The organism is Pseudomonas sp. PVC-3-1, assembly GCF_057444315.1.
On record NZ_CM172023.1, the window covers coordinates 5796630 to 5821551 of the forward strand.

General features: G+C 64.4%; 20 protein-coding genes. 9 read left to right on the forward strand and 11 right to left on the reverse strand.

Annotation, left to right across the window (positions count from 1 at the left end; genetic code table 11):
• Positions 1-150 precede the first annotated feature (150 nt).
• A complete protein-coding gene (locus tag AC2T4A_RS26660) occupies positions 151-1815 on the forward strand; it encodes an MFS transporter (RefSeq protein WP_416747792.1) in 1665 nt (554 codons plus the stop codon).
• Positions 1816-1872: 57 nt separating this feature from the next.
• On the opposite strand, the gene AC2T4A_RS26665 is transcribed toward AC2T4A_RS26660, so the two are convergent.
• On the reverse strand, positions 1873-3210 hold the full coding sequence (locus tag AC2T4A_RS26665; RefSeq protein WP_486743735.1) for a DEAD/DEAH box helicase: 1338 nt from the start codon (positions 3208-3210) through the stop codon (positions 1873-1875).
• A 171-nt stretch (positions 3211-3381) separates the two neighbouring features.
• On the opposite strand from AC2T4A_RS26665, the gene AC2T4A_RS26670 reads away from it, so the two are divergent.
• The 3 genes from AC2T4A_RS26670 to AC2T4A_RS26680 all read left to right on the forward strand — a co-directional run bounded on the left by AC2T4A_RS26670 (position 3382) and on the right by AC2T4A_RS26680 (position 5280).
• Complete coding sequence (locus tag AC2T4A_RS26670) at positions 3382-3927, forward strand: dihydrofolate reductase family protein (RefSeq protein ID WP_486742180.1); 546 nt, start codon at positions 3382-3384, stop codon at positions 3925-3927.
• Complete coding sequence (locus tag AC2T4A_RS26675; protein ID WP_486742181.1) at positions 3924-4331, forward strand: NUDIX hydrolase; 408 nt, start codon at positions 3924-3926, stop codon at positions 4329-4331. Before AC2T4A_RS26670 ends, AC2T4A_RS26675 begins: the two co-directional genes overlap by 4 nt.
• Before the next feature lie 379 nt (positions 4332-4710).
• Positions 4711-5280: a C40 family peptidase gene (locus AC2T4A_RS26680; RefSeq protein WP_416747786.1), complete on the forward strand. Its 570-nt coding sequence runs from the start codon at positions 4711-4713 to the stop codon at positions 5278-5280.
• Between the two features lie 42 nt (positions 5281-5322).
• Here the strand turns inward: AC2T4A_RS26680 and rarD are convergent, their stop codons facing one another.
• From rarD to mtnA, 10 genes are all read right to left on the reverse strand, one after another.
• A complete protein-coding gene (rarD, locus tag AC2T4A_RS26685; protein WP_416747784.1) occupies positions 5323-6219 on the reverse strand; it encodes an EamA family transporter RarD in 897 nt (298 codons plus the stop codon).
• Positions 6216-7085, reverse strand: coding sequence for a carboxylate/amino acid/amine transporter (locus AC2T4A_RS26690; RefSeq protein WP_416747782.1), 870 nt, complete (start codon positions 7083-7085; stop codon positions 6216-6218). Before AC2T4A_RS26690 ends, rarD begins: the two co-directional genes overlap by 4 nt.
• A gap of 139 nt (positions 7086-7224) precedes the next feature.
• Positions 7225-8907: a 30S ribosomal protein S1 gene (gene rpsA, locus AC2T4A_RS26695; protein ID WP_038803317.1), complete on the reverse strand. Its 1683-nt coding sequence runs from the start codon at positions 8905-8907 to the stop codon at positions 7225-7227.
• A 384-nt stretch (positions 8908-9291) separates the two neighbouring features.
• Positions 9292-9981: a (d)CMP kinase gene (gene cmk, locus AC2T4A_RS26700; protein WP_416747780.1), complete on the reverse strand. Its 690-nt coding sequence runs from the start codon at positions 9979-9981 to the stop codon at positions 9292-9294.
• On the reverse strand, positions 9981-12200 hold the full coding sequence (locus tag AC2T4A_RS26705) for a bifunctional prephenate dehydrogenase/3-phosphoshikimate 1-carboxyvinyltransferase (protein WP_486742182.1): 2220 nt from the start codon (positions 12198-12200) through the stop codon (positions 9981-9983). Before AC2T4A_RS26705 ends, cmk begins: the two co-directional genes overlap by 1 nt.
• On the reverse strand, positions 12193-13305 hold the full coding sequence (gene hisC / locus AC2T4A_RS26710; protein WP_486742183.1) for a histidinol-phosphate transaminase: 1113 nt from the start codon (positions 13303-13305) through the stop codon (positions 12193-12195). Before hisC ends, AC2T4A_RS26705 begins: the two co-directional genes overlap by 8 nt.
• 88 nt (positions 13306-13393) lie before the next feature.
• Entirely contained in the window at positions 13394-14491 is a 1098-nt protein-coding gene (gene pheA, locus AC2T4A_RS26715; protein ID WP_416747774.1) for a prephenate dehydratase, read from the reverse strand.
• Positions 14491-15576, reverse strand: coding sequence for a 3-phosphoserine/phosphohydroxythreonine transaminase (serC, locus tag AC2T4A_RS26720; protein WP_478377104.1), 1086 nt, complete (start codon positions 15574-15576; stop codon positions 14491-14493). The genes pheA and serC overlap by 1 nt, the downstream gene beginning before the upstream one ends.
• Positions 15577-15590: 14 nt before the next feature.
• Positions 15591-18380, reverse strand: a complete 2790-nt coding sequence (gene gyrA / locus AC2T4A_RS26725) for a DNA gyrase subunit A (protein WP_416747770.1) — start codon at positions 18378-18380, stop codon at positions 15591-15593.
• Positions 18381-18613: 233 nt separating this feature from the next.
• Entirely contained in the window at positions 18614-19690 is a 1077-nt protein-coding gene (gene mtnA, locus AC2T4A_RS26730) for an S-methyl-5-thioribose-1-phosphate isomerase (protein WP_416747768.1), read from the reverse strand.
• 155 nt (positions 19691-19845) lie between these two features.
• On the opposite strand from mtnA, the gene AC2T4A_RS26735 reads away from it, so the two are divergent.
• The 5 genes from AC2T4A_RS26735 (at position 19846) to AC2T4A_RS26755 (ending at position 24855) form a co-directional block, all read left to right on the forward strand.
• A complete protein-coding gene (locus AC2T4A_RS26735; RefSeq protein ID WP_486742184.1) occupies positions 19846-21174 on the forward strand; it encodes a TRZ/ATZ family hydrolase in 1329 nt (442 codons plus the stop codon).
• A 319-nt stretch (positions 21175-21493) separates the two neighbouring features.
• Positions 21494-22192: a bifunctional 2-polyprenyl-6-hydroxyphenol methylase/3-demethylubiquinol 3-O-methyltransferase UbiG gene (ubiG, locus tag AC2T4A_RS26740; RefSeq protein ID WP_045210066.1), complete on the forward strand. Its 699-nt coding sequence runs from the start codon at positions 21494-21496 to the stop codon at positions 22190-22192.
• The gene (gene mupP / locus AC2T4A_RS26745; RefSeq protein ID WP_478377106.1) at positions 22189-22866 is read left to right on the forward strand and encodes an N-acetylmuramic acid 6-phosphate phosphatase MupP; all 678 of its coding nucleotides are present in this window, start codon (positions 22189-22191) and stop codon (positions 22864-22866) included. Before ubiG ends, mupP begins: the two co-directional genes overlap by 4 nt.
• Positions 22867-22919: 53 nt before the next feature.
• Positions 22920-23663 (forward strand): YciK family oxidoreductase, encoded by a 744-nt coding sequence (locus tag AC2T4A_RS26750; protein ID WP_416747761.1) that lies wholly within the window; start codon positions 22920-22922, stop codon positions 23661-23663.
• Positions 23664-23928: 265 nt separating this feature from the next.
• Complete coding sequence (locus tag AC2T4A_RS26755; protein WP_416747759.1) at positions 23929-24855, forward strand: GGDEF domain-containing protein; 927 nt, start codon at positions 23929-23931, stop codon at positions 24853-24855.
• Positions 24856-24922 lie beyond the last annotated feature (67 nt).

The window sequence follows — 24922 nt, forward strand, 5'->3', positions numbered from 1 at the left end:
GGCACTGTCGAAGCTTGCCAGCGGATGTCTCCGATAACGCCACGCCTGACTATCATCAATGGCGCGAACCGCCTCAGCCACTACACTTGCCCGGCATGGAAAGGCACCGCTGCGAAGCGCGTACCGACCACTCGAAATAAGGGCGTCCCCATGCTGCAGTCCGTTTCACCCAAGCAAGACCTGCCCCTCCAGCCCGATCCAGCCGAATCCCGCAGCGGCGTCCTCGCCCCCTTCAGCATCGCCGCGTTCCGCATCATCTGGATCTGCAACCTGTTCGCCAACCTGGGCACCTGGGCGCAATCGGTCGCCGCCGCCTGGGTGGTCACCGAAGCCCACGCCAGCCCGCTGATGGTGGCGATGATCCAGGTCGCCTCGGCGCTGCCGCTGGTGCTGCTGTCGATCATGTCCGGCGTGCTGGCCGACAACCACGACCGCCGCAAGATCATGCTGGTGGGCCTGACCGTGGAACTCTCCGGCGCCGCGCTGGTGACGGTACTGGCGTTCATGGGTTATCTCGACCCGCTGATGCTGATCGTGTCGATCCTCTGGCTGTCGCTGGGCAGCTCGATCACCATCCCCGCCTGGCAGGCGGCGGTGAACGAGCAGGTGCCACCGCGCATGCTCGGCGATGCGGTGCTGCTCAACAGTGTCAACTACAACGTCGCCCGCGCCGTTGGCCCGGCCATCGGCGGTCTGCTGCTATCGGCCACCGGCGCGTCCTGGGTCTTCCTGTTCAACTGCATCTGCTACGCCGCGCTGATCTGGGCGATCTGGCAATGGCGCCGCGACGTGCCCAAGCGCACTCTGCCGCCTGAGCACATCTTCGAAGGCGTGATCGCTGCGCTGCGTTTCACCCAGTACTCCAGCGTCACCCGCCTGGTGATGCTGCGCTCGGCAGTCTTCGGCCTGTCGGCAAGCGCCATCTGGGCCCTGCTGCCGCTGCTGGCACACCGCAACCCGGACGGCAGCGCCTCGGTGTATGGCTACATGCTCGGCGCCCTGGGCCTGGGCGCCATCGTCGCCAGCACCGTGGTGAGCAAGGCGCGGCAGTGGCTGGGCAGCAGCCGGCTGATCAGCTTCGCCGCTGCCACGCTCGCCGTGGTCATGCTCATCCTGGGCTGGGTCGACAACCTCTGGGTGATCTTCCCTGCACTGGTATTGGGTGGCGCCTGCTGGATCGCGGCGGTGGCGACCTACAACTCGGCGGTGCAGATTCTGGTACCCGACTGGGTCAAGGCGCGTGCCCTCGCGCTGTACCAGACAGCCATCTACGGCGGGCTGGCGGCGGGTTCTTTCCTCTGGGGCCACTTTGCCGAGACCATGGGCGTGCAGGGCGCGTTGATCGCCGCCGGTTTCCTGCTGCTGATCTCCGTGGCGCTGCTCTACAACTCGCGCCTGCCGGAGCTGAACTCCGCCAGCATCGCCCGCGCACCGGGCGGTGTGCCGGGGCAACCGACCTTCGTGTTCAACCCCGAGCGCGGCTCGGTAATGGTCTCCATCGAGTACCGGATTCCCGCCGAGCGTACGCGCGACTTCGTCCGCGCCGCCAAGCCGTTGCGCCGCCTGCGCCTGCGCAACGGCGCCGAACGCTGGGCGCTGTATCGCGACGTGAGCAACCCGGAAATCTGGCAGGAGCTGTTCCTGGTGGACAACTGGATCGGCCACCTGCGCATGCTCGACCGCCTCACCCTGGAGGACAAGACCATCATCGACAACGTCACCAGCCTGCACGACGGCGACGCGCCGCCGGTGATCCGCCACGGCGTGAGCTACGAATCAGGTAGCTACGAAGCGCCACCGGAGACGCTGGGCTAGCCGCTCACAAACAAAAACGCCTCCCGGTCAGGGAGGCGTTGGGGTGACGCGAAAGACTTATTCCGCTGCAGGCTTCTTGCGCTTGAGCGGCGCCAGGCCATCCTGGCTCACGACCTTGGACGGGCCGGACTTCGGCTTCGAAGCGGGTTTCTTCTTCGCCGGCGCCTTGCCGCCGGACTTCTTCGCATCGTCCTTTTTCTTCTTGGTGCCGGCGGCCTTGCCCGACGCCTTGACCTTCTTCGGCCCCTTGTACGTGCCCTTCAGCTCCTTGATGGTACGCAGCTCGAAGCGCAGCTTGAGGTAGCGCTCGATGCTCGACATCAGGTTCCAGTCACCATGGCCCACCAGCGAGATCGCCGCGCCCGCGGCGCCTGCACGACCGGTGCGGCCAATGCGATGCACGTACTCGTCGCCGCGACGCGGGATGTCAAAGTTGATCACCAGGTCCAGACCATCCACGTCCAAACCACGGGCAGCCACGTCAGTGGCGACGAGAATCTTCACCGCGCCCTGCTTGAGGCGCTCGATGGCCAGCTTGCGGTCCTTCTGGTCCTTCTCGCCGTGCAGCACGAAGACCTTGTGGCCGGCGCCGATCAGGCGACCGGTCAGGCGGTCCGCGGCAATGCGGGTATTGGTGAAGACGATGGCCTTCTCATAGGTCTCGTTGGCCAGCAGCCACTGCAGCACGGCTTCCTTGTGGCCGACGTCGTCGGTCAGGATCACCTGTTGGCTGACATCCTCGTTCAGCTCGCTGACGCGGTTGAGCTGCAGGACCTCAGGCTCGCGCAGGACCTTCTCGACCATCTCGTGCAGGCCGCTGCCGCTGGTGGCGGAGAACAGCAGGGTCTGGCGCTCGGCGGGGCACTGCGCGGCCAGCTTGAGCACGTCCTCGGAGAAGCCCATGTCGAGCATGCGGTCGGCTTCGTCGAGGATCAGCACTTCGACATCGCCCAGCGGCAGGTTGCCGGCGTTGAACTGCTCGTTCAGCCGCCCCGGGGTGCCGATGATGATTTCCGGGTTCTTGCGCAGGCGCGCGCCCTGCACCTTGAAGTCTTCGCCGCCGGTGATCAGGCAGGCCTTGATGTAGGTGAACTGGGCGAAGCGCTCCACTTCCTTCAGCGTCTGCTGGGCCAGCTCGCGGGTCGGCAGCAGGATCAGCGCGCGGGCGCCACTCTTGGGCTTCTCTTCGCTGAGCAGGCGATGCAGCAACGGCAGCACAAAGGCCGCGGTCTTGCCGCTGCCGGTCTGCGCCGTCACCCGCAGGTCGCGTCCCTCCAGGGCCTTCGGAATGGCCGCGGCCTGGACCGGGGTCGGCTCGGTGAAGGACAACGAATCGAGCGCCTTGAGCAGGCGTTCGTGGAGGGCGAATTGGGAGAACAAGGCAGACCTCGATATCACGTAAAGACCAAATAGCTGCATAGCTTAATGTTTGCCGAGCCGGCGCGCTGGAAATATTGCCGGCGGTCCCAGTGTGAGTCCCATCGCGTCAATAACCCGACAAACGTACCGGCGCCCGGCCAAAGGCGATGCCATGCTTTGATGGGCCTGACAAAAAGGAGAATGTAGGTGCCATCGACTCTCATTTATTACGTGGCCGCCAGCCTTGACGGCTATATCGCCCGTCCTGACGGCAGCGTGGACTGGCTCGAAGGCTACGGCAGCGGCGCCGACGACCACGGCTACAACGCCTTCTACTCCAGCATCGACGGCCTGCTCATGGGCCGCGCCACCTATCTCTTCTGTCTGAAACAGGGCGAATGGCCCTATCCGGACAAGCCCGCGCTGGTCATGACCCGCTCCAACCATCTGCCCAAGGCCGCACCCCAGGTGGAGTTGGAACACTACACACCGGTGGACGCCCTCGCCTCACTGGAGGCGCGCGGCTGCGAGCGCATCTGGCTGGTGGGCGGCGGGAGTCTGGCCGGCAACTTCCTCGCCGGAGGCTTGCTCGACGAGGTGATCGTGAGCATCATTCCGCACCTGCTCGGCGCTGGCATTCCCCTGTTCAGCATCGGGCTCGAGCAACGCCTGCAACTGCTGGAGCAGCGCAGCTTCCCCAGCGGCATCGTGCAGATGCGCTACCAGGTTCTGAAGGAAACGCCCACGCCATGACCCTCGCCACCATTCGTATTGCCGCCGCCTGCCTGCTGGATGACGCCGGGCGCCTGCTGCTGGTGCGAAAGCGTGGCACCCAGGCCTTCATGCTGCCCGGCGGCAAGCACGAGCCTGGCGAGACGTCCGTCCAGGCCCTGTTGCGCGAACTCGGCGAAGAGCTCGACCTGCATCTGGAGGCTTCTGCGCTGACCCCGCTCGGCCACTTCCACGCTGACGCCGCCAATGAGCCGGACATGCGCGTGGACGCGCAGGTTTTCATCGCCGCCCTGCCCCGCGCCGTCCAGCCCGCCGCCGAGCTGGAAGAACTGGCCTGGATGGACCCGGCCGGCGCCTACCCGCACAACCTCGCGCCACTGCTGCGCGAGCAGGTTCTTCCCGCTCTGCTTGCCCATCTGCACTGATTCGTTCAGCTCAAATACCTGCATTCCGTCGGGTTTTTCCTTAAGAACTCCTTTCGTTCTGGCTTTTCGCCAGCAATTTGCGCGCAGCTCCCTTCTGCGCCGAAACGCCCGGTTTATAGGGCTTCAGGCTATAAGGTCAGGCCGTGACTGATGCGTCAGAGCACATGTCACGCAGCGCCCTGCAAGTCACAAGGGAAAACTCAGAATCGACAGACGGTACGAACTGTCATGAAAAGTCGTTCAGAATGCGTGGAATTTTTGAGCGGACCAAAGGAAACCACGCCGACAACAATGGCGATCCAGCGGAGTCTGGGCGATATCAACCAGCAAGAAGACATGCCGAATGCGAAGTACCCTTTTGACATGCCTTTCCATAGGCTTGGCGACTTTTTTAGCCGCCACTGAGGCAACCGCCTCCTCCAAGATCACGCGCACTTTTCAACCGGCACCGGTTGATCTCCGTGTCCCGGTCCAGGGCAGCGCCCTGCTGACCTTCAACGCCAAGCCGGTCAAGCAGACCAAGACCGAGGCGCACCAGGTTACCCAGCGTGCCTACAGCATGATCGGTACGCCTTACCGCTGGGGCGGCACTTCGCCCAAGCGTGGCTTCGATTGCAGCGGCCTGGTGAACTACGTGTTCCAGAACGTCGACGAGGTCGACCTGCCGCGCACCGCGCAGCAGATGTACAGCATGCGCGGCAACTCGAAAGTGGCGCGTGGTGACCTGCAGCCCGGCGACCTGGTGTTCTTCCGCATCCACAATCGCCGCAATGTCGACCACGTTGGCATCTACGTCGGCGACAACCAGTTCGTCCACGCGCCGCGCCGCGGCCAGAAGGTCCGCGTCTCCGACCTCGGCGGCGACTACTGGAAGAAGCACTACACCGCTGCCCGCCGCATCCTGCCGGAAACCCTGGCCAAGGCTGACGTCGGCGGTCGCTACGACTGATACTGAGCGCTCTCCCCTTGCGGGAGAGCGCCTGCCCCTCATCTACAAGCCGCGACGCGCCTGCCGGCGCAACAGTCGCGCGCTATCCCAACCGGTCAGCAGTACAGCGATCCAGATCGGCCCGTAGGTCCAGATCTGCGCCGGGTTGAACGCCTCGCCCAGGAACAGCACGGCTATGGCGAATAGCAGCACCGGTTCCACGTAACTCAGAATCCCGAACAGCCCCATGGGCAACAGCCGGCTCGCCGCCATCATCGCGCCAAAAGCCAGCGCACTGATCAGGCCCAGCAGCGGCAGCAACGCCCACAGGCGCGGCACTTCCTCGAGCACCCTGCCGCTATCGGTTATCCACAGGGCCGCCAGGGCAAACGGCAGCAGCACGATCATTTCGAAGACGAAGCCCGACAGCGAATCCACCGCCATCTTGCGTCGCAGCATGAAGTACGGCGGATAGCCCAGCGCGGTGATCAGGGTGAACCAGGAGAACGCGCGGGTCAGCCACAGTTCGTGCAGCACGCCAGCCAGCGCGAAAGCGACGGCGATACCCTGCAGAGTGGTCAGTCGCTCGCCATAGAACACTCGGCCACACAGCACCATAGTCAGCGGCAGCAGGAAGTAGCCCAGCGACAGCTCCAGTGTGCGTCCGACCATGGGCGCCCAGATGAACACGCCCCACTGGATCAGCATCATCGCCGCCGTCAGCGGGAAGCACGCCAGCAGCCATGGCTCGCGCAGCAGCCTCCGCCCCGCATCGCGCAGCACGCCGCCCTGACGGGTGAAGAGCACCAGCAGCAGGACCATGGGAATCGACCAGACCACCCGGTGGGCAATCACCTGGATGCTGGTCAGCGGCTCCAGCGAATGGATGTAACCCGGCAGGGTCACGAACAGCACGGAAGACGCCAGGGACAGCGCTACGCCCCGTCCGGAGATGTTCATGCGCAGCGCTCCTTCTGACGGCGCAGGCCGAAACGGTTGACGCTCAGAGACGCCACGATCACCGCACCACCCAGCGCCAGTCGCGGCAGATCGGCGGCCTCGTTCCAGATCAGCAGGTTGATCAGCAGGCCCACCGGCACGTGCAGGTTGTTCATCACCGCCAGGGTGCCCGCATCCACCATTGTGCCGCCCTTGTTCCACCAGAACTGCCCCAGCGCGGTGGCCAGCAGGCCCATCCACACCAGCACGCCCCATTGCAGGTCGGTGGTCGGCAGCTTCTGGGGATTGCCGAACAGCAGCCAGCCCGGCAGCGCAATCAGCAGCGCACCGACGAAAAAGTAGCCGAAGCGGCGAAATTGCGGGATATCCGAGGGATAACGCTGCACCAGGTGCTTGTAGAACACCTGCCCGGCCGCGAAGGTCGCATTGGCCAACTGCAGCAGCAGGAAGCCCTGGATGTAATCGCCACTGACGCCGTCATAACGAATGATCCCGGCACCCAGCACCGCCACGGCGGCAGCCAACAGCGCCCAGGCGTTAAAGCGGCGGTTCAGCGCGTCATCGATGAGCGCCACGTGCAGCGGCGTCAGCACAGTGAACAGCAGCACTTCCGGCACCGTCAGCACGCGGAAGCTCTGGTAGAGACAGACGTAGGTAATGCCGAACTGCAGCGCGCCTGCCAGCATCACGCCAGCGATAAAGCGCGGCTCGACGCCGCGCCAGCGGGTCAGCGGCAGGAACACCAGGCCGGCCAGCACCACGCGGGTCAACACGGCGAAATAGCTGTCGACCTGCCCGGCGAGATATTCGCCGATCAGGCTGAAGGAGAACGCCCAGAGGACGGTGACGAAAAGCAGATATGGCATGGAGATAGCGACCGGAACGGGGCGGGCACCATAGCGCCAGTCTCGGCTTGGAGAAAGCGCTGCGCGCCCGCGCCAGCGATAGGCAGAAACGAAAAAGGGCGACCGAAGTCGCCCTTTTCCTTGGATGGTGAATCAGGGATTAGCCCTGGTTCTCCATCTGAGCACGGATCAGATCACCGATGGTGGTCGGACCAGTAGCTTCTACGTCTTGCTTGTGACGCAGTTCTTTCATCGCATCTTTCTCGTCATCAACGTCTTTCGACTTGATGGAGAGGGAGATAACGCGGCTCTTACGGTCGATGCTGATGATCTTGGCTTCGACTTCTTCGCCTTCTTTCAGAACGTTGCGAGCGTCTTCAACGCGGTCACGGCTGATTTCGGAGGCTTTCAGGATGCCTTCGATTTCGCCGCCCAGGCTGATGACAGCGCCTTTGGCGTCAACTTCTTTCACGGTACCGCGAACGATGGTGCCTTTCTCGTTGAGCGATGCGTAGTTGGAGAACGGATCGTCTTCCAGCTGCTTGATGCCCAGGGAAATGCGCTCACGCTCCGGATCAACGGAGAGGATGACGGTTTCCAGCTCGTCGCCCTTCTTGAAGCGGCGAACGGCTTCTTCGCCAACTTCGTTCCAGGAGATGTCGGACAGGTGAACCAGACCGTCGATGCCGCCTTCCAGGCCGATGAAGATACCGAAATCGGTGATCGACTTGATGGTGCCGGAGATCTTGTCGCCCTTGTTGAAGCGGCTGGAGAAGTCTTCCCACGGGTTGGACTTGCACTGCTTGATGCCCAGGGAGATACGACGACGCTCTTCGTCGATGTCCAGAACCTGAACTTCCACTTCGTCGCCAACCTGAACGACTTTCGACGGGTGGATGTTCTTGTTGGTCCAGTCCATTTCGGAGACGTGTACCAGGCCTTCCACGCCCTCTTCCAGCTCGGCGAAGCAGCCGTAGTCGGTGAGGTTGGTGACGCGCGCGGTAACGCGGGTGCCTTCCGGGTAACGGGCTTTGATGGCAACCCATGGGTCTTCGCCCAGTTGCTTCAGGCCCAGAGATACGCGGTTGCGCTCGCGGTCGAACTTCAGAACCTTGACATCGATCTCGTCGCCAACGTTGACGATTTCCGACGGATGCTTGATACGCTTCCAGGCCATGTCGGTGATGTGCAGCAGACCATCGACGCCGCCCAGGTCAACGAACGCACCGTAGTCGGTGAGGTTCTTGACGATACCTTTGACCTGCTGGCCTTCCTGCAGGGATTCCAGCAGAGCTTCGCGCTCGGCGCTGTTCTCGGCTTCCAGCACGCTGCGGCGGGAAACGACAACGTTGTTGCGCTTCTGGTCCAGCTTGATGACCTTGAACTCGAGCTCTTTGCCTTCCAGGTGAGTGGTGTCACGCACCGGACGCACGTCGACCAGCGAACCCGGCAGGAACGCACGGATGCCGTTGACGTCGACGGTGAAGCCACCCTTGACCTTGCCGTTGATAACGCCTTTGACCACTTCGTCGGCAGAGAAAGCAGCTTCCAGAACGATCCAGCTCTCGGCACGCTTGGCTTTTTCGCGGGACAGCTTGGTTTCACCAAAGCCGTCTTCTACCGCGTCCAGCGCAACGTGGACTTCGTCACCCACATTGATGGTCAGCTCGCCCTGTTCGTTGTAGAACTGCTCGACCGGGATGACGCCCTCGGATTTCAGACCGGCATGGACGGTGACCCAGTCACCATCGATGTCGACCACGATGCCGGTGATGATTGCACCCGGCTGCATGTCGAGGGATTTAAGACTTTCTTCAAAGAGTTCTGCGAAGCTTTCGCTCATGTCTATACCTGTAGTCAAAGGCTTGTAAGCCCGATTCCGCGCCACCAGCGAACACGGTCAAGTGATGAAAAAGAAGCCAGCAGGATCAAGACTGGTATCCTGCCGGCCCCCTGTTGCACCCGCCGAAACGGATGCTCCACATTCAGATTTTGAGGGAACGCTTCGCTCCGTAGACGCGAAACCCTCCCGATATAAGGTCTGGAATGGTAGCAATGGATGCGCATTGCGTCAATCAGCACCCCGGCCTCCGACGCCCTTCGCGATTCCAACCTCACCCCTGTATTTTCGCCCAGCCTCGGAAGATGAGGGAGCCGCCTGTCAGATGCCGCCCCACCCCAAAAGAAAAATCCCCGACATAGCCGGGGATCGTCGTTTACCGATCGATTAGTCAGCCAGCCCCAGTCGGGCCACTTCGGCGAGGATGCTCTCTACCACTTCGTCGATGCTCATCGAAGTGGAATCCACCAGGATTGCACCCTCGGCGGGCTTGAGCGGAGCGACGGCACGCTGGCTGTCGCGCTCGTCGCGGGCGCTGATTTCCTCGGCCAGTTGCGCCTGGTCGCTATCGATGCCCTTGCCCTTGAGCTGCAGATAGCGGCGACGGGCGCGCTCATCGGCCGACGCGGTGAGGAATATCTTCAGCGGGGCGCTGGGGAAGACGACGGTACCCATGTCACGGCCATCGGCCACCAGGCCGGGGGCTTCGAGAAAGGCGCGCTGGCGCTGCAACAGGGCATCGCGTACCGCCGGCAGTGCAGCAACTTGCGAGGCGCCTGCGCCGACCTGCTCGGTGCGGATAGTGTCGGTGACATCTTCGCCTTCGAGGATGATGTGCTGACCCTGGCCGCCCTTGGCATGGGTGAACTGCACGTCCAGGTGAGCGGCCAGGACCTTGAGGGCTTCCTCGTTGGTCAGGTCGATACCGTGGTTACCGGCGGCGAACGCCAGCAGGCGATACAGCGCACCGGAGTCCAGCAGGTTCCAGCCCAGGCGCTTGGCCAGCAGACCGGCGACGGTACCCTTGCCCGAGCCGCTGGGACCATCGATGGCGACAACCGGCCATTCGCCGTTCATCAGTTCTTCTCCTCAGCGACGCGGATGCCCGCGCCGGACGCCAGCCCGAGGAAGTTCGGGAAGGAAGTCGCGACGTTGGCGCAGTCGTGGATGCGGATAGGCGCACCGGCACGCAGGGAAGCCACGCTGAAGGACATGGCGATACGGTGGTCGCCGTGGCTCCAGACCTCACCGCCGCCGTAGCTGCCGCCGTCGATGATGATGCCGTCCGGGGTCGGCTCGCACTTCACGCCCAGGGCCAGCAGGCCGTCAGCCATGACCTGGATACGGTCGGATTCCTTCACCCGCAGCTCCTCTGCACCGCGCAGGACGGTGCGGCCTTCAGCATTGGCGGCAGCGACGAAGAGTACCGGGAACTCGTCGATAGCCAGCGGCACGAGGTCCTCGGGGATGTCGATGCCTTTCAGCTGGGCCGAGCGCACGCGGATGTCAGCGACCGGCTCGCCGCCCACTTCACGCTGGTTTTCCAGGGTGATGTCGGCGCCCATGAGCTTGAGGATGTCGATGACGCCGGTGCGGGTCGGGTTGATGCCGACGTGCTCCAGGGTCAGGTCGGAACCTTCGGCGATGCTCGCGGCCACCAGGAAGAAGGCAGCGGAGGAAATATCAGCCGGGACTTCGATGGACGTGGCAGTGAGCTTGTGGCCGGACTCGACACGGGCAGTGGCGCCTTCGACGTCGACCGGGTAACCGAAGCCGCGCAGCATGCGTTCGGTGTGATCGCGAGTCGGGGCCGGCTCGGTGGTGGAGGTTTCACCGGCGGCGTACAGGCCTGCAAGCAGCAGGCAGGACTTCACCTGGGCGCTGGCCATGGGCATGTCGTAGTGCATACCGGTGAGTTTCTGGCCACCACGGATGGTCAGCGGCGGACGGCCTTCGGGGCCGGTCTCGATCACCGCGCCCATCTCGCGCAGCGGCTTGGCGACGCGGTTCATCGGGCGCTTGGACAGCGAGGCGTCGCCGGTGAGGGTAGTGTCGAACGGTTGGGCGGCGAGCAGGCCGCTGAGCAGGCGCATGGAGGTGCCGGAGTTGCCCAGGTAGATCGGCCCAGGCGGGGTCTTCAGGCCGTGCAGGCCGACGCCGTGAACGGTCACGCGACCGTGGTGCGGGCCTTCGATGACCACGCCCATGTCGCGGAACGCCTGGATGGTGGCGAGGGCATCCTCACCCTCGAGGAAACCTTGCACCTCGGTCGTGCCTTCGGCCAAGGAGCCGAGCATGATCGAGCGGTGGGAAATGGACTTGTCGCCCGGTACGCGAACACGTCCGGAGAGGCGGCCACCCGGCTGGGCCAGGAAAATCAGGTCATTGTTGTGCATGGCGTCCACATAGGCCCGGCGGGCCAGGATTTTGCTGAAATGCTCGCGGGCAACCCGGGCGCGGGTGAAGACGCCCATCAGTTGTTGCCCGTCCCCTTGATCAACGGCCTCGCGCAAGTCGTCGAGGTCGTCACGGAATACATCGAGGATGCGCAGCACCGCCTCGCGGTTGGCGAGGAAGATGTCGTGCCACATCACCGGGTCGCTGCCGGCGATCCGCGTAAAGTCGCGGAAGCCACCGGCGGCATAGCGGAAGATTTCCAGATTCTCGCTGCGTTTGGCCAGCGAGTCGACCAGCGTGAAGGCCAGCAGGTGCGGCAGGTGGCTGGTCGCCGCGAGGACTTCGTCGTGGTGTTCGACGGCCATCTGCTCGACATCTGCACCCAGCTCGCGCCAGAGGCTCTCGACGCACTGGATCGCGTCCGCGTCGGCATTATCCAGCGGCGTGAGGATGACTTTATGACGGCGGAACAATTTCGCGTTGGCAGCCTCCACCCCGCTCTGCTCGGAGCCGGCAATGGGATGACCGGGAATGAAGCGCGCCGGCATGCCGCCGAACACGGCTTTCGCCGCACGCACCACATTGCCCTTGGCGCTGCCGACGTCGGTGAGGATGGCGTTGCCGATGTCCAGCGTGGCGAGTTCGCCGAGGACTTTCTCCATGGCCAGGATCGGCACGGCGAGCTGGATCACGTCGGCCTCGCGACAGCCGGCGGCGAGGGTCTCCTCGCAGCGGTCGACCACGCCCAGCTTCACCGCCAGATCACGGGTCTGCGGATCGCGGTCGACGCCGACCACTTCCTCGAACAGGCCCTTCTCGCGGATACCCTTGGCGAAGGAGCCGCCGATCAGGCCGAGCCCCACCACCACCAGGCGTTTGCGCTGAACAACATCAGGCACGGGCGAGCACCTTGGCCAGCGCCTCGAGGAAGCGCGCGTTCTCGCTCGGCAGGCCGATGGAGATGCGCAGGTGCTGCGGCATACCGTAACCGCCGACCGGGCGGACGATCACGCCCTCGGCGAGCAGGGCCTGGTAGACCGGTCCGGCGTCGCGCTGGAGATCCACTGCGATGAAGTTGCCCTTGGAGGGAATCCACTGCAGGTCCAATGCGCGCAGACCGCTTTCCAACTGGGCCATGCCTTCATCGTTGATGCGCTTGCCTTCGGCCAGGTAATCGGCGTCATCCAGCGCGGCACAGGCAGCGGCCAGGGCCAGGCTGTTGACGTTGAACGGCTGGCGTACGCGGTTGAGCACGTCGGCAACCTGCGCCGAGGAGATCGCGTAGCCGACCCGCAGCGACGCCAGGCCATAGGCCTTGGAGAAGGTGCGCGAGACCAGCAGGTTCGGGTAGCGGGCCAGGTATTTCAGGCCGTCCGGCAGCTCTTCGCCTTCGGCGTACTCGATGTACGCCTCGTCGAGCACCACCAGAACGCTTTCCGGGACTTGCGACAGGAAGTGCTCCAACGCGTCCGGGCCGAACCAGGTGCCGGTGGGGTTGTTCGGGTTGGCAATGAAGACCACGCGAGTGTTGGCGTCGATGGCCGCCAGCATGGCTTCCAGGTCATGTCCCCAGTCCTTGGCCGGCACGACCTTGCCCTGGGCGCCGACGGCCTGGGTAGAGATCGGGTAGACGGCAAAGGCGTACTGGCTGAACACGGCGTTCAGGCCGGGCGCCAGGTAGGCGCGAGCAACCAGGTCGAGAATGTCGTTGGAGCCGTTGCCCAGGGTGACCTGCGCGGTCTCGACGCTACAGCGGGCGGCCAGGCGGCTCTTCAGCTCGAAGCCGTTGCCGTCGGGGTAACGGGTCAGTTCGGCCAGTTCGGCGCGGATGGCATCAAGGACCTTAGGGCTCGGGCCCAGCGGGTTCTCGTTGCTGGCCAGCTTGACGATGCCGGCGGGATCGAGCTTCAGCTCGCGGGCCAGTTCATCGACCGGCTTGCCGGGCACGTAGGGGGACAGCTTCTGCACGCCCGGCTGGGCCAGGGCAAGGAAATCACACGACATCGCTAAAAGCCTCAAGCTATGGGCCGCAAGCCATCAACCATCCACCGGCGTACCGGCGTCTTGCGGCCCTGGCTTGCGGCTCGCGGATTCAGAGAACCGCTTTGGGGTACGAGCCCAGCACCTTCAGGGCAACGGCTTCGCTGTTGATCTTTTCCAGCACATCCTTGATCAGCGGGTCCTTGTAGTGGCCGACGAAGTCGATGAAGAACACGTAGGTCCACTTGCCGCTGCGCGACGGACGGGTCTCGATGCGGGTCAGGTCGATGCCGTTGGTGTGGAACGGCACGAGCAGCTCGTGCAGCGCGCCGGGCTTGTTGCGCATGGAGACGATAATGGAAGTCTTGTCGTCGCCGGTGGGCGGCACTTCCTGGTTGCCGATCATGAGGAAGCGCGTGGAGTTGTCCGGGCGGTCCTCGATCTTCTCATGCAGCTTGTCCAGGCCGTACAGGCTGGCCGCCATGTCGCCGGCAATCGCCGCACTGTTCCACTCGCTCTTCACCCGCTTGGCGGCGTCGGCGTTGCTGGAAACCGCCACGCGCTCGACGTTCGGGTAGTGCGCGTCCAGCCATTTGCGGCACTGGGCCAGGGACTGGGCGTGGGAGTAAATGCGGGTGATGTTGTTGGTCTTGGTGTTCTCGCCCACCAGCAGGTGGTGGTGGATACGCAGCTCCACCTCGCCGCAGATCACCAGGTCGTGCTCGAGGAAGCTGTCGAGGGTGTGGTTGACCGCCCCCTCGGTGGAGTTCTCCACCGGCACCACGCCGAAGTTCACCGCACCGGCGGCGACTTCGCGAAACACTTCGTCGATGGCCGCCATCGGCGTGCTGATCACCGCGTGGCCGAAGTGCTTGAGCGCCGCGGCCTGGGTAAAGGTGCCTTCCGGGCCGAGGTAGGCCACTTTCAGCGGCTGCTCCAGGGCCAGGCAGGAGGACATGATCTCGCGGAACAGACGAGCGACTTCCTCGTTGTCCAGCGGGCCCTTGTTCAGCTCCATGATGTGCTTGAGCACCCAGGCCTCTCGCTCGGGCCGGTAGAACACCGGCTTCTCGCCTTCGGGCAGGGAGGCCAACTTCACGCGCGCCACGTCGGTGGCGCAGCGGGCGCGTTCGCTGATCAGCTCGAGGATCTTTTCGTCGAGGCTGTCGATGCGTACGCGCAAAGCCTTGAGCTGGTCAGCGTCGCTCATCAGCCGTGCTCCTTCTCGAACTCGGCCATGTAGCCGACCAGGGCTTCGATGGCGTCCAGGCCCAGAGCGTTATAGATGGAGGCACGCATGCCGCCCACCGAACGGTGGCCCTTCAGGTTGAGCAGGCCACGTGCGTCGGCGCCTTCGAGGAAGGCCTTGTCGAGCTTCTCGTCAGCCAAGCGGAACGGTACGTTCATCCAGGAGCGAGCGCTGGGTTGGATCGGGTTGGTGTAGAAGTCGCTGCTATCGATGAAGCCGTACAGCATGTCCTTCTTCGCGCGGTTGCGCTGCTCCATGGCGTCGACGCCGCCCTGCTCCTTCAGCCACTGGAACACCAGGCCGGAGAGGTACCAGGAGTAGGTGGCGGGCGTGTTGTACATGGAGCCGTTATCGGCGGCGACCTTGTAGTTGAGCATGGTCGGGCAGATGCTGCGGGCGCGGCCCAGCAGGTCTTCGCGAACGATGACCACCACCAGGCCGGACGGGCCGATGTTCTTCTGCGCGCCGGCGTAGATCAGGCCGAACTTCGACACATCGGTCGGACGGGAGAGGATGTCCGAGGACATGTCCACCACCAGCGGGACGTCACCGACTTCCGGAATCCAGTCGAACTCCAGGCCACCAATGGTCTCGTTGGACGCGTAATGCAGGTAGGCCGCGTCCTTGGTCAGGTTCCACTCGTTCTGACCAGGGATGGCGAAGTAGTCGTACTTGGATGCGCTGGCAGCGACATTGACGTTGCCGTAGCGACGAGCCTCTTCGATGGCCTTCTTCGACCAGATACCGGTTTCCACGTAGTCCGCCACGCCGTCTTCGGGCAGCAGGTTCAGCGGAATCTCGGCAAACTGCTGGCTGGCGCCGCCCTGCAGGAACAGCACCTTGTAGTTCGACGGCACGCCCATCAGGTCGCGCAGGTCCTGTTCGGCCTTCTCGGCGATGGCCACGTAGTCGTCGCTACGATGGCTCATCTCCATGACCGACAGGCCCTTGCCCTGCCAATCCAGCAGTTCGGCACGGGCGCGCTCCAGCACCTCGGTGGGAAGCGCCGCGGGACCGGCGCAGAAGTTAAAGGCTCGCTTGCTCACATCCACTCTCGCTATCAGTCTTCGCTGGCTTGCGGGGCTTCTTCAGCCGCGGCTTCGCCTGCTTCTTGGTTCTCGTCCAGTACTTCACCGTCGACGATCTCGCCTTCGATCGCTTCGCCGTCGATCTCGTCGTCTTCAACAACGGTAGGCTCCTGCACCCGCTCCAGGCCCACGACGGTCTCGTCGGCAGCCAGCTTGATGAGGATCACGCCCTGGGTGTTACGGCCAGCGCCGCGGACTTCGTCGACACGGGTACGCACCAGGGTGCCCTGGTCGGAAATCAGCATGATCTCCTCGCCGTCCAGCACCTGCACGGCGCCTACCAGGTTGCCGTTACGTTCGTTGATCACCATGGCGATAACGCCCTGGCCACCACGGCCGCGGCGCGGATAGTCGGCCAGCGGGGTGCGCTTGCCATAACCACGTTCGGAGGCGCTGAGAATCTGCGCTTCGCGGGATTCGGGGATCAGCATGGAAATGATGCGCTGACCTTCGACCAGGCGCATGCCGCGCACACCACGGGCGTTACGACCCATGATGCGCACCTTGCTTTCCTTGAAGCGGATCACCTTGCCGGCGTTGGAGAACATCATCACGTCCTTCGAACCGTCGGTGATGGCGGCGGCGATCAGCGAGTCGCCCTCTTCCAGCTTCAGCGCGATCAGGCCGTTGGAGCGCGGCTTGGTGAACTGGATCAACGGGGTCTTCTTCACCGTGCCTTTCATGGTGGCCATGAAGATGTACGCGCCGGTCGGCTCGTCCTGGCTGAAGTCGGCATCGTCGCCCTCTTCACCCTCTTCGGCTTCCACCACTTCGGCGACCTGCTCGGCAACCACGTCGTCGTCATCACCTTCTTCACCGGCAAACTGGGCACGCACGGCTTCGAGGTCGATCTGCAGCATCGCGGTGATGCGCTCGCCTTCGTCCAGCGGCAGCAGGTTCACCAGCGGACGGCCACGGGCAGTACGCGAGGCTTCCGGAATCTCGAAGGTGCGCAGCCAGTAAACCTTGCCCTTGCTGGAGAACAGCAGGAGGGTGGCATGGCTGTTGGCGACCAGAAGGTGCTCGATGTAGTCCTCGTCCTTCACACCACTGGCAGACTTGCCTTTGCCACCGCGACGCTGGGCCTCGTAGGCGGCCAGCGGCTGGGACTTGGCGTAGCCGCCGTGGGAGATGGTGACCACGCGCTCTTCTTCGGTGATCAGGTCGGCGATGGTCAGGTCCATCTGCGACGCGACGATCTCGGTACGGCGGGCATCGCCGAACTCGGCCTTGACCTTCTCCAGTTCCTCGCGGATGACTTCCATCAGGCGCTCGGGGTTGGTCAGGATGCGGATCAGCTCGCCGATCAGGGTGAGGATTTCCTGGTACTCGGACAGGAGCTTCTCGTGCTCCAGGCCGGTCAGGCGGTGCAGGCGCAGTTCCAGGATGGCCTGGGCCTGTTCCGGCGACAGGTAGTACTTGCCTTCGCGCAGACCATACTGCTCGTCCAGGTCTTCCGGACGGCAGGAGTCGGCACCGGCGCGCTCGACCATGGCTTCCACGGCGCTGGATTCCCAGGCGGTGGCGATCAGGCGCTCCTTGGCCTCGGCCGGAGTCGGCGAGGTCTTGATCAGCTCGATCACCGGGTCGATGTTCGACAGGGCGACGGCCTGGCCTTCGAGGATGTGGCCGCGCTCGCGCGCCTTGCGCAGCTCGTAGACGGTGCGGCGGGTCACCACTTCACGGCGGTGACGGATGAAGACCTCAAGCATGTCCTTGAGGTTCATCGTGCGCGGCTGGCCGTCAACCAGGGCCACCACGTTGATGCCGAAGACGCTCTGCAACTGGGTCTGGGCGTAGAGGTTGTTCAGCACGACCTCGCCCACTTCGCCGCGGCGCAGCTCGATGACCACGCGCATGCCGTCCTTGTCGGACTCGTCGCGCAGCTCGGTGATGCCTTCGATCTTCTTCTCTTTCACCAGCTCGGCGATCTTCTCGATCAGGCGGGCCTTGTTCAGCTGGTAGGGCAGCTCGGTGATGATGATCTGCTGGCGATTGCCGCCCTTCTCCATGTCCTCGATGGTGGCGCGGGCACGGATATAAATGCGGCCACGACCGGTGCGATAGGCTTCGATGATGCCCGCACGGCCGTTGATGATGCCCGCAGTCGGGAAGTCCGGACCGGGGATGTACTGCATCAGGTCATCGATGGACAGCTCGGGGTTGTCCATCAGCGCCAGGCAGCCGTCGATCACCTCGGTGAGGTTGTGCGGCGGGATGTTGGTCGCCATGCCCACGGCGATACCGCTGGAACCGTTGACCAGCAGGTTCGGGATCTTGGTCGGCATGACCGCCGGGATCTGCTCGGTGCCGTCGTAGTTGGGCACCCAGTCGACGGTTTCCTTGTCCAGGTCCGCCAGCAGCTCATGGGCCAGCTTGGACATGCGCACTTCGGTGTATCGCATGGCCGCGGCGTTGTCGCCGTCCACCGAACCGAAGTTGCCCTGGCCGTCGACCAGCATGTAGCGCAGCGAGAAGGGCTGGGCCATGCGGACGATGGTGTCGTACACCGCGGTGTCGCCGTGCGGGTGGTACTTACCGATCACGTCACCGACGACACGGGCGGACTTCTTGTAGGGCTTGTTCCAGTCGTTGCCCAGTTCGCTCATGGCGTACAGGACGCGGCGGTGCACGGGCTTCAAGCCATCGCGTGCATCGGGCAGGGCACGACCGACGATCACGCTCATGGCGTAATCGAGGTAGGACTGTCGGAGTTCGTCTTCGATGTTGACCGGGAGGATTTCTTTGGCCAGTTCGCCCATGAGAAGCCTGGTTCCTTTTTCAAATGGGTCTCCGTCATGCCCGTCCTGGGCCTGGCGGAGCGCGGTGCGCCATCAAAGCGCCACCGACTCTCTACAAATCAACGACTTGGCCGTTGATCCGCGATGCTGTGGGGGCCGTAAAAATGCCCCATCAAGAACCGTCGGAGCTTACCACAAACCAGGGTCAAACCCTACCCTCGCCCAAGCCCCTCGATGAATTGCCGCAGGCCCCGTCAATGCAGGCGCTTGCGGCTCATCAGCTGGGCCATCCGCTCGGCGTCCGGACGCTCGACAACACCGCGCTCGGTCACGATGGCATCGATCAGGTCGGCAGGAGTCACATCGAACACCGGATTGAAGGTCTCGACATCAGCGGCAATGCGTTTGCCGCCAATTTCCAGGAGTTCGCGACCGTCGCGCTCCTCGATCGGGATGTCCTCGCCGCTTTCCAGACCCATGTCGATGGTCGAACTGGGCGCCACCACCATGAAGCGCACACCGTGGTGCATGGCGGTGACAGCGAGCTGATAAGTGCCGATCTTGTTAGCAACGTCGCCGTTCGCAGTGATGCGATCTGCACCCACGATGACCCAGGTAATGCTTTCGGTCTTCATCAAGTGCGCGGCAGCCGCATCCACATTGAGAGTGACCGGAACGCCCTCGTTGGCCAGCTCCCACGCGGTCAGACGGGCGCCCTGCAACCAGGGACGGGTCTCGTCGGCATACACGCGCTCGATCAGCCCTTCCAGGTGCGCTGCACGCAACACGCCCAGCGCAGTGCCGAAGCCGCCGGTGGCCAGGGCGCCGGTGTTGCAGTGGGTGAGGATCTTCTGCGGGCCGCCGTGGTGCTTGCGAATCAGGTCCACCCCCAACTGGGCCATGGTCAGGTTCGCCTCGCGGTCGCTTTCATGGATCGCCACGGCCTCGGCCTCCATCAGCGGCAGCGGGTCTTCACCCGGTTTCAGACGCTCCAGGCGATCGCGCATGCGGTTCAGCGCCCAGAACAGGTTGACCGCGGTCGGCCGCGACTCGGCCAGCACGCTGAAGTCCTGTTCCAGCGCCGCGCGCCAATCGCCACCGGCGGCCACGCGGGCGCGCAGGCCCAGCACCAGCCCGTAGGCGGCGGCGATACCGATGGCCGGCGCACCGCGCACCACCATCTGGCGGATGGCATCGGCTACGCCTTCGGCAGTCTCGTAGGACAGCCAGGTTTCTTCCAGCGGCAGCAGGCGCTGGTCCAGCAGTCGGAGTGTGCCCTTGCGCCAATCAATGGCCGTGACCCGTTCGGCCGCCAACAGTCGCTCACGCATGGAACACCTCTTCAATTCGAATGGAATCGCGGGCCCAACCCGGCCCCCTGGACATTGCCCCGCCCAGGCGGGGAAAACGGCCGAGTATACCGAGCCTGCGGCGGTGGCGCTCGGCTATACTCCGGCCCTTTATCAACGCGCCCAGGATGCGCTTCATGCCCACCGCCAAAGTCCCGCTCGACCTGCTGCTCTTCCCCACCTGGATCGTCCCCGTGGAACCCGCCGGCATCGTCCTGCGTGACCACGGCCTGGGCATCCGCGACGGACGCATTGCCCTGCTCGCACCGCGCGCCGAAGCACTACGCCATCCGGCGACGGAAACCCGCGAGCTGCCGGGCATGCTGCTCTCCCCCGGCCTGATCAACGCCCACGGCCACGCGGCGATGAGCCTGTTCCGCGGCCTGGCGGACGATCTCGCGCTGATGACCTGGCTGCAGGAGCACATCTGGCCAGCAGAGGCCAAGTGGGTCGGTGAGGACTTCGTCCGCGACGGCACGGAGCTGGCCATCGCCGAGCAGCTCAAGGGCGGCATCACCTGCTTCTCGGACATGTACTTCTTCCCGCAGGTCGCCTGCGAGGTAGTACACAAGGCCGGCGTTCGCGCACAGATCAGCGTGCCGGTGCTGGACTTCCCGGTGCCCGGCGCGCGCGATGCCGACGAGGCGATTCGCCAGGGCCTGGCGCTGCGCGACGACCTCAAGCACCACCCGCGCATCAAGGTGGCCTTTGGCCCGCACGCGCCGTACACGGTCAGCGACGACAAGCTGGAAAACATCCTGATGCTTGCCGAGGAACTGGACGCCGGCATTCATATGCACGTCCACGAGACCGCCTTCGAGGTCCAGCAGGCCGTGGAAAAGCATGGCGAGCGCCCGCTGGCTCGCCTGCACCGCCTGGGCCTGCTCGGCCCGCGCTTCCAGGCCGTGCACATGACCCAGGTGAATGAGGAAGACCTGGCCATGCTGGTGGAGACCAATAGCTCGGTGGTGCACTGCCCCGAGTCCAACCTCAAGCTGGCCAGCGGTTTCTGCCCGGTGGAGCGACTGTGGCAGGCCGGCGTCAACGTCGCCATCGGCACCGACGGCGCCGCCAGCAACAATGACCTGGACCTGCTCGGGGAAACTCGCACCGCCGCCCTGCTGGCCAAGGCCGTGGCCGGCCAGGCCACCGCACTGGACGCCCATCGCGCCCTGCGCATGGCCACCCTCAACGGCGCCCGCGCCCTGGGCATGGAGCAGGAAACCGGCAGCCTGGAACTGGGCAAGTCTGCCGATATCACCGCATTCGACCTCTCGGGCCTCGCCCAGCAGCCGGTGTACGAGCCGGTCTCCCAGCTCATCTATGCCAGCGGCCGCGACTGCGTGCGTCACGTCTGGGTCGGCGGCAAGCAACTGCTCGAAGACGGCAAGCTCACCCGCCTGGACGAAGAGCGCCTGATCGCCGTGGCCAGCGAGTGGGGCCAAAAGATCGCTGGCGTCCGATAGCCTACAGAGCCTGAAAGCACCCTCTCCCTGAAGGGAGAGGGGACTGTTCGGCGCTAATCGAGAATATCGAGTGCCCCTGATACACCAGGAAGAACACCCAACCTGAACATCACAGAGGACAACTCCCTCTCCCTTCGGAGCGGGGCGCGCAGCCAGGGCTGGGGAGAGGGTAACGCCTGGTGCCGATACCCCCACCGCCACGGCAAACCCCATTAAGTTCGCGCCGCTGCGACAATCTGTCATGCCGCGCCCCATCCATTCCACGAAGCTGGCATCATAGTCAGTCTTCGTTTCCAGCTTTTTGATCAATAGGGACCCCATGAGCAACGTCGACCACGCCGAGATCGCCAAATTCGAGGCCCTCGCCCACCGCTGGTGGGACCGCGAAAGCGAGTTCAAGCCCCTGCACGACATCAACCCGCTGCGGGTCAACTGGATCGACGAGCGCGTCAGTCTCGCCGGCAAGAAGGTGCTCGACGTCGGCTGCGGCGGCGGAATCCTCAGCGAAGCCATGGCCCAGCGCGGCGCCACCGTCACCGGCATCGACATGGGCGAAGCACCCCTGGCCGTCGCCCAGCTGCACCAGCTGGAATCCGGCGTACCGGTGGAGTATCGCCGCATCACCGCCGAGGAACTGGCCGAGGAAATGCCCGAGCAGTTCGACGTGGTGACCTGCCTGGAAATGCTCGAGCACGTGCCGGACCCGGCCTCGGTCATCCGCGCCTGCTACAAGATGGTCAAACCCGGCGGCCAGGTGTTCTTCTCCACCATCAACCGCAACCCGAAGGCCTACCTCTTCGCCATCGTCGGCGCGGAATACGTGATGCGCCTGCTGCCGCGCGGCACCCACGACTTCAAGAAGTTCATCCGCCCCTCCGAACTGGGCGCCTGGTCGCGTGATGCGGGCCTGGCGGTCAAGGACATCATCGGTCTGACCTACAACCCGCTGACCAAGCACTACAAGCTGGCCAACGACGTCGACGTCAACTACATGATCCAGACCCTGCGCGAGGAGTGAGTCGCATGCTCAGAGCGGTTCTCTTCGACATGGACGGCACCCTGCTGGATACCGCGCCGGACTTCATCGCCGTCTGCCAGGCAATGCTCAAAGCTCATGGCCGCGAGCCGATCGACGACCAGCGCATCCAGGACGTGGTGTCCGGCGGCGCCCGCGCCATGGTCGCCGCGACCTTCGACATGGATCCGGAAGCCCCTGGCTTCGAGACCCTGCGCCAGGAGTTCCTCGACCGCTACCAGGAGCACTGCGCCGTCCTCACCCGCCCGTACGAGGGCATGCCGGAGCTGCTGGAGAGCATCGAACGCTCGCGCCTGATCTGGGGCGTGGTGACCAACAAGCCGGTACGCTTCGCCGCGCCGATCATGGAGCAACTCGGCCTGGCCGAACGCTCGCAGGTGCTGGTCTGCCCGGACCACGTCACCAAAAGCAAGCCGGACCCGGAAATGCTCCTGCTGGCCTGCAGCCAACTGAAAGTCGACCCGTCCGAAGTGCTGTTCATCGGTGACGACCTGCGCGACATCGAATCCGGCCGCGCCGCCGGGACCAAGACCGCGGCTGTGCGCTACGGCTACATCCACCCGGACGACAACCCCGCGCACTGGGGCGCCGACGTCATCGTCGACCATCCCCGCGACCTGCTCGCCGTCCTCGACCGCGCCCTCTGCTCCTGCTGAGCCGAACCTCGCGAGCCCGTCCATGCGCTGACGGGCTCCGCCTAGGAGAAACCATGTTCGACTATTCCGCCCGCCCCGACCTGCTCAAGGGCCGCGTGATCCTGGTGACCGGCGCTGGCCGCGGTATCGGCCGGGCCGCCTCGCTCGCCTTCGCCGCCCACGGCGCCACCGTGCTGCTGCTGGGCAAGACCGAGGACTTCCTCAACGAGGTCTATGACCTGATCGTCGCCGCCGGCCATCCGGAACCCGTGGTGATCCCGCTGAACCTCGAAACCACGTTGCCCCACCAGTACGACGAACTGGCGGCCATGATCGAGAAAGAGTTCGGCAAGATCGACGGCCTGCTGCACAACGCCTCGATCCTCGGCGTGCGCTCACCCATCGAGCAGATTTCCACCGATAACTTCACCCGCGTCATGCAGGTGAACGTCAACGCCATGTTCAGCCTCACTCACACCCTGCTGCCGCTGCTCAAGCTCTCCGAGGATGCCTCGGTGGTCTTCACCTCCAGCAGCGTCGGCCGCAAGGGCCGCGCCTATTGGGGTGCCTACGCGGTGTCGAAGTTCGCCACCGAGGGTCTGATGCAGGTGCTGGCGGACGAGTGCGAGGACATCACCAGCGTGCGCGCCAACAGCGTCAACCCTGGCGCCACCCGGACCGCCATGCGCGCCCACGCCTATCCGGGCGAGAACGCCTACAACAACCCGGCGCCGGAAGAGATCATGCCGATCTACCTGTACCTCATGGGCCCGGACAGCAAGGGTGTGAACGGCCAGGCCTTCAACGCCCAGGACTGATTCCGACCTGAAGATTCGGTACTGACGTACCAGCGGCGTCGACCTGCAGCCCAGCAACGACGCCGCTTCCCGCCAATTTTCCGGCTCCGCCGCTCGCCGCCCTCCGGCAAAGTGCCACTATTTCGCCAGACTTCTGGCGAAACCTTTATCCCCTCGGGAACCCTGACCGCCATCGGTCGGTCAATACGGCGTCTTTTCAGGCCTTTCCGCGCCCTGGCACGGAAATCGCTCTACCCCTGCAAACGCCGTAAAAATGGTCACCGCCATGGTTCCTCCCAAGCAGTCCAACACCATCGATTTCGATGCTGCCAAGCTCCAGCGCGCAGCCAGCCAGGACATCCGCACACCTTCGCGGCGTCCGCTGGACCTGCTGGAACTGCGCCAGCAACTGAACCTGCAATTGCAGGTGAGCCTGGAGGCCGAGCGCATCCTGGCGGTGTTCTTCCGCGAGATCCAGCAGATGCTGCCGGTGGAATACATGGCCTACTGCCATGCCGGCGCCGACCTGCGCCTGGAGTTCGGCGAAGCGGCCCGGCACAGCGCCGACTACCGCCTGACCCACGCCAGCGAATACCTCGGTGAGATCAGCTTCCGCCGCGCCCGCCGCTTCTCCGAGGCAGAGCTGTCGCAGCTGGAATCGCTGATGGCCTGCCTGCTCTACCCATTGCGCAACGCCCTGCTCTACCGCGCCGCCGTGCAATCGGCGCTGCGCGACGCGCTGACCGGCACCGGCAACCGCATCGCCATGGACCAGACTTTGGCTCGCGAGGTCGAGGTGGCGCGCCGTCATCTGCTGCCGCTGTCGATCCTCATGCTCGACCTCGACCACTTCAAGCAGATCAACGACGAACATGGCCACAGCGTCGGCGACGACGCCCTGCGCGCCGTCGCCACGGCGCTGAAGAACAGCCTGCGTAACGTCGATATGGTGTTCCGTTTCGGGGGCGAAGAATTTCTCGTGCTGCTCTCCAATACCCCCGGCGCTGCCGCCGTACAGGTAGGTGAACGGCTGCGCGCTGCCGTGGAAGAGCTGAACCTGGCCGCCGACGGCAAGCGCTTGCCGCTGTCCATCAGCCTGGGCTGCGCGACGCTCAACGGCGGCGAGTCGGTGGACGACCTGCTGCGCCGCGCCGACAGTGCCCTCTATGAGGCCAAGCGGGACGGCCGCAACCGCCTGGCCTGCGCCAGCTGAACCAGCGAAAGAACCAACCCTGCAGGAGCGAGCTTGCTCGCGAAAGGATTTCCCGGCAGCTCTGGCG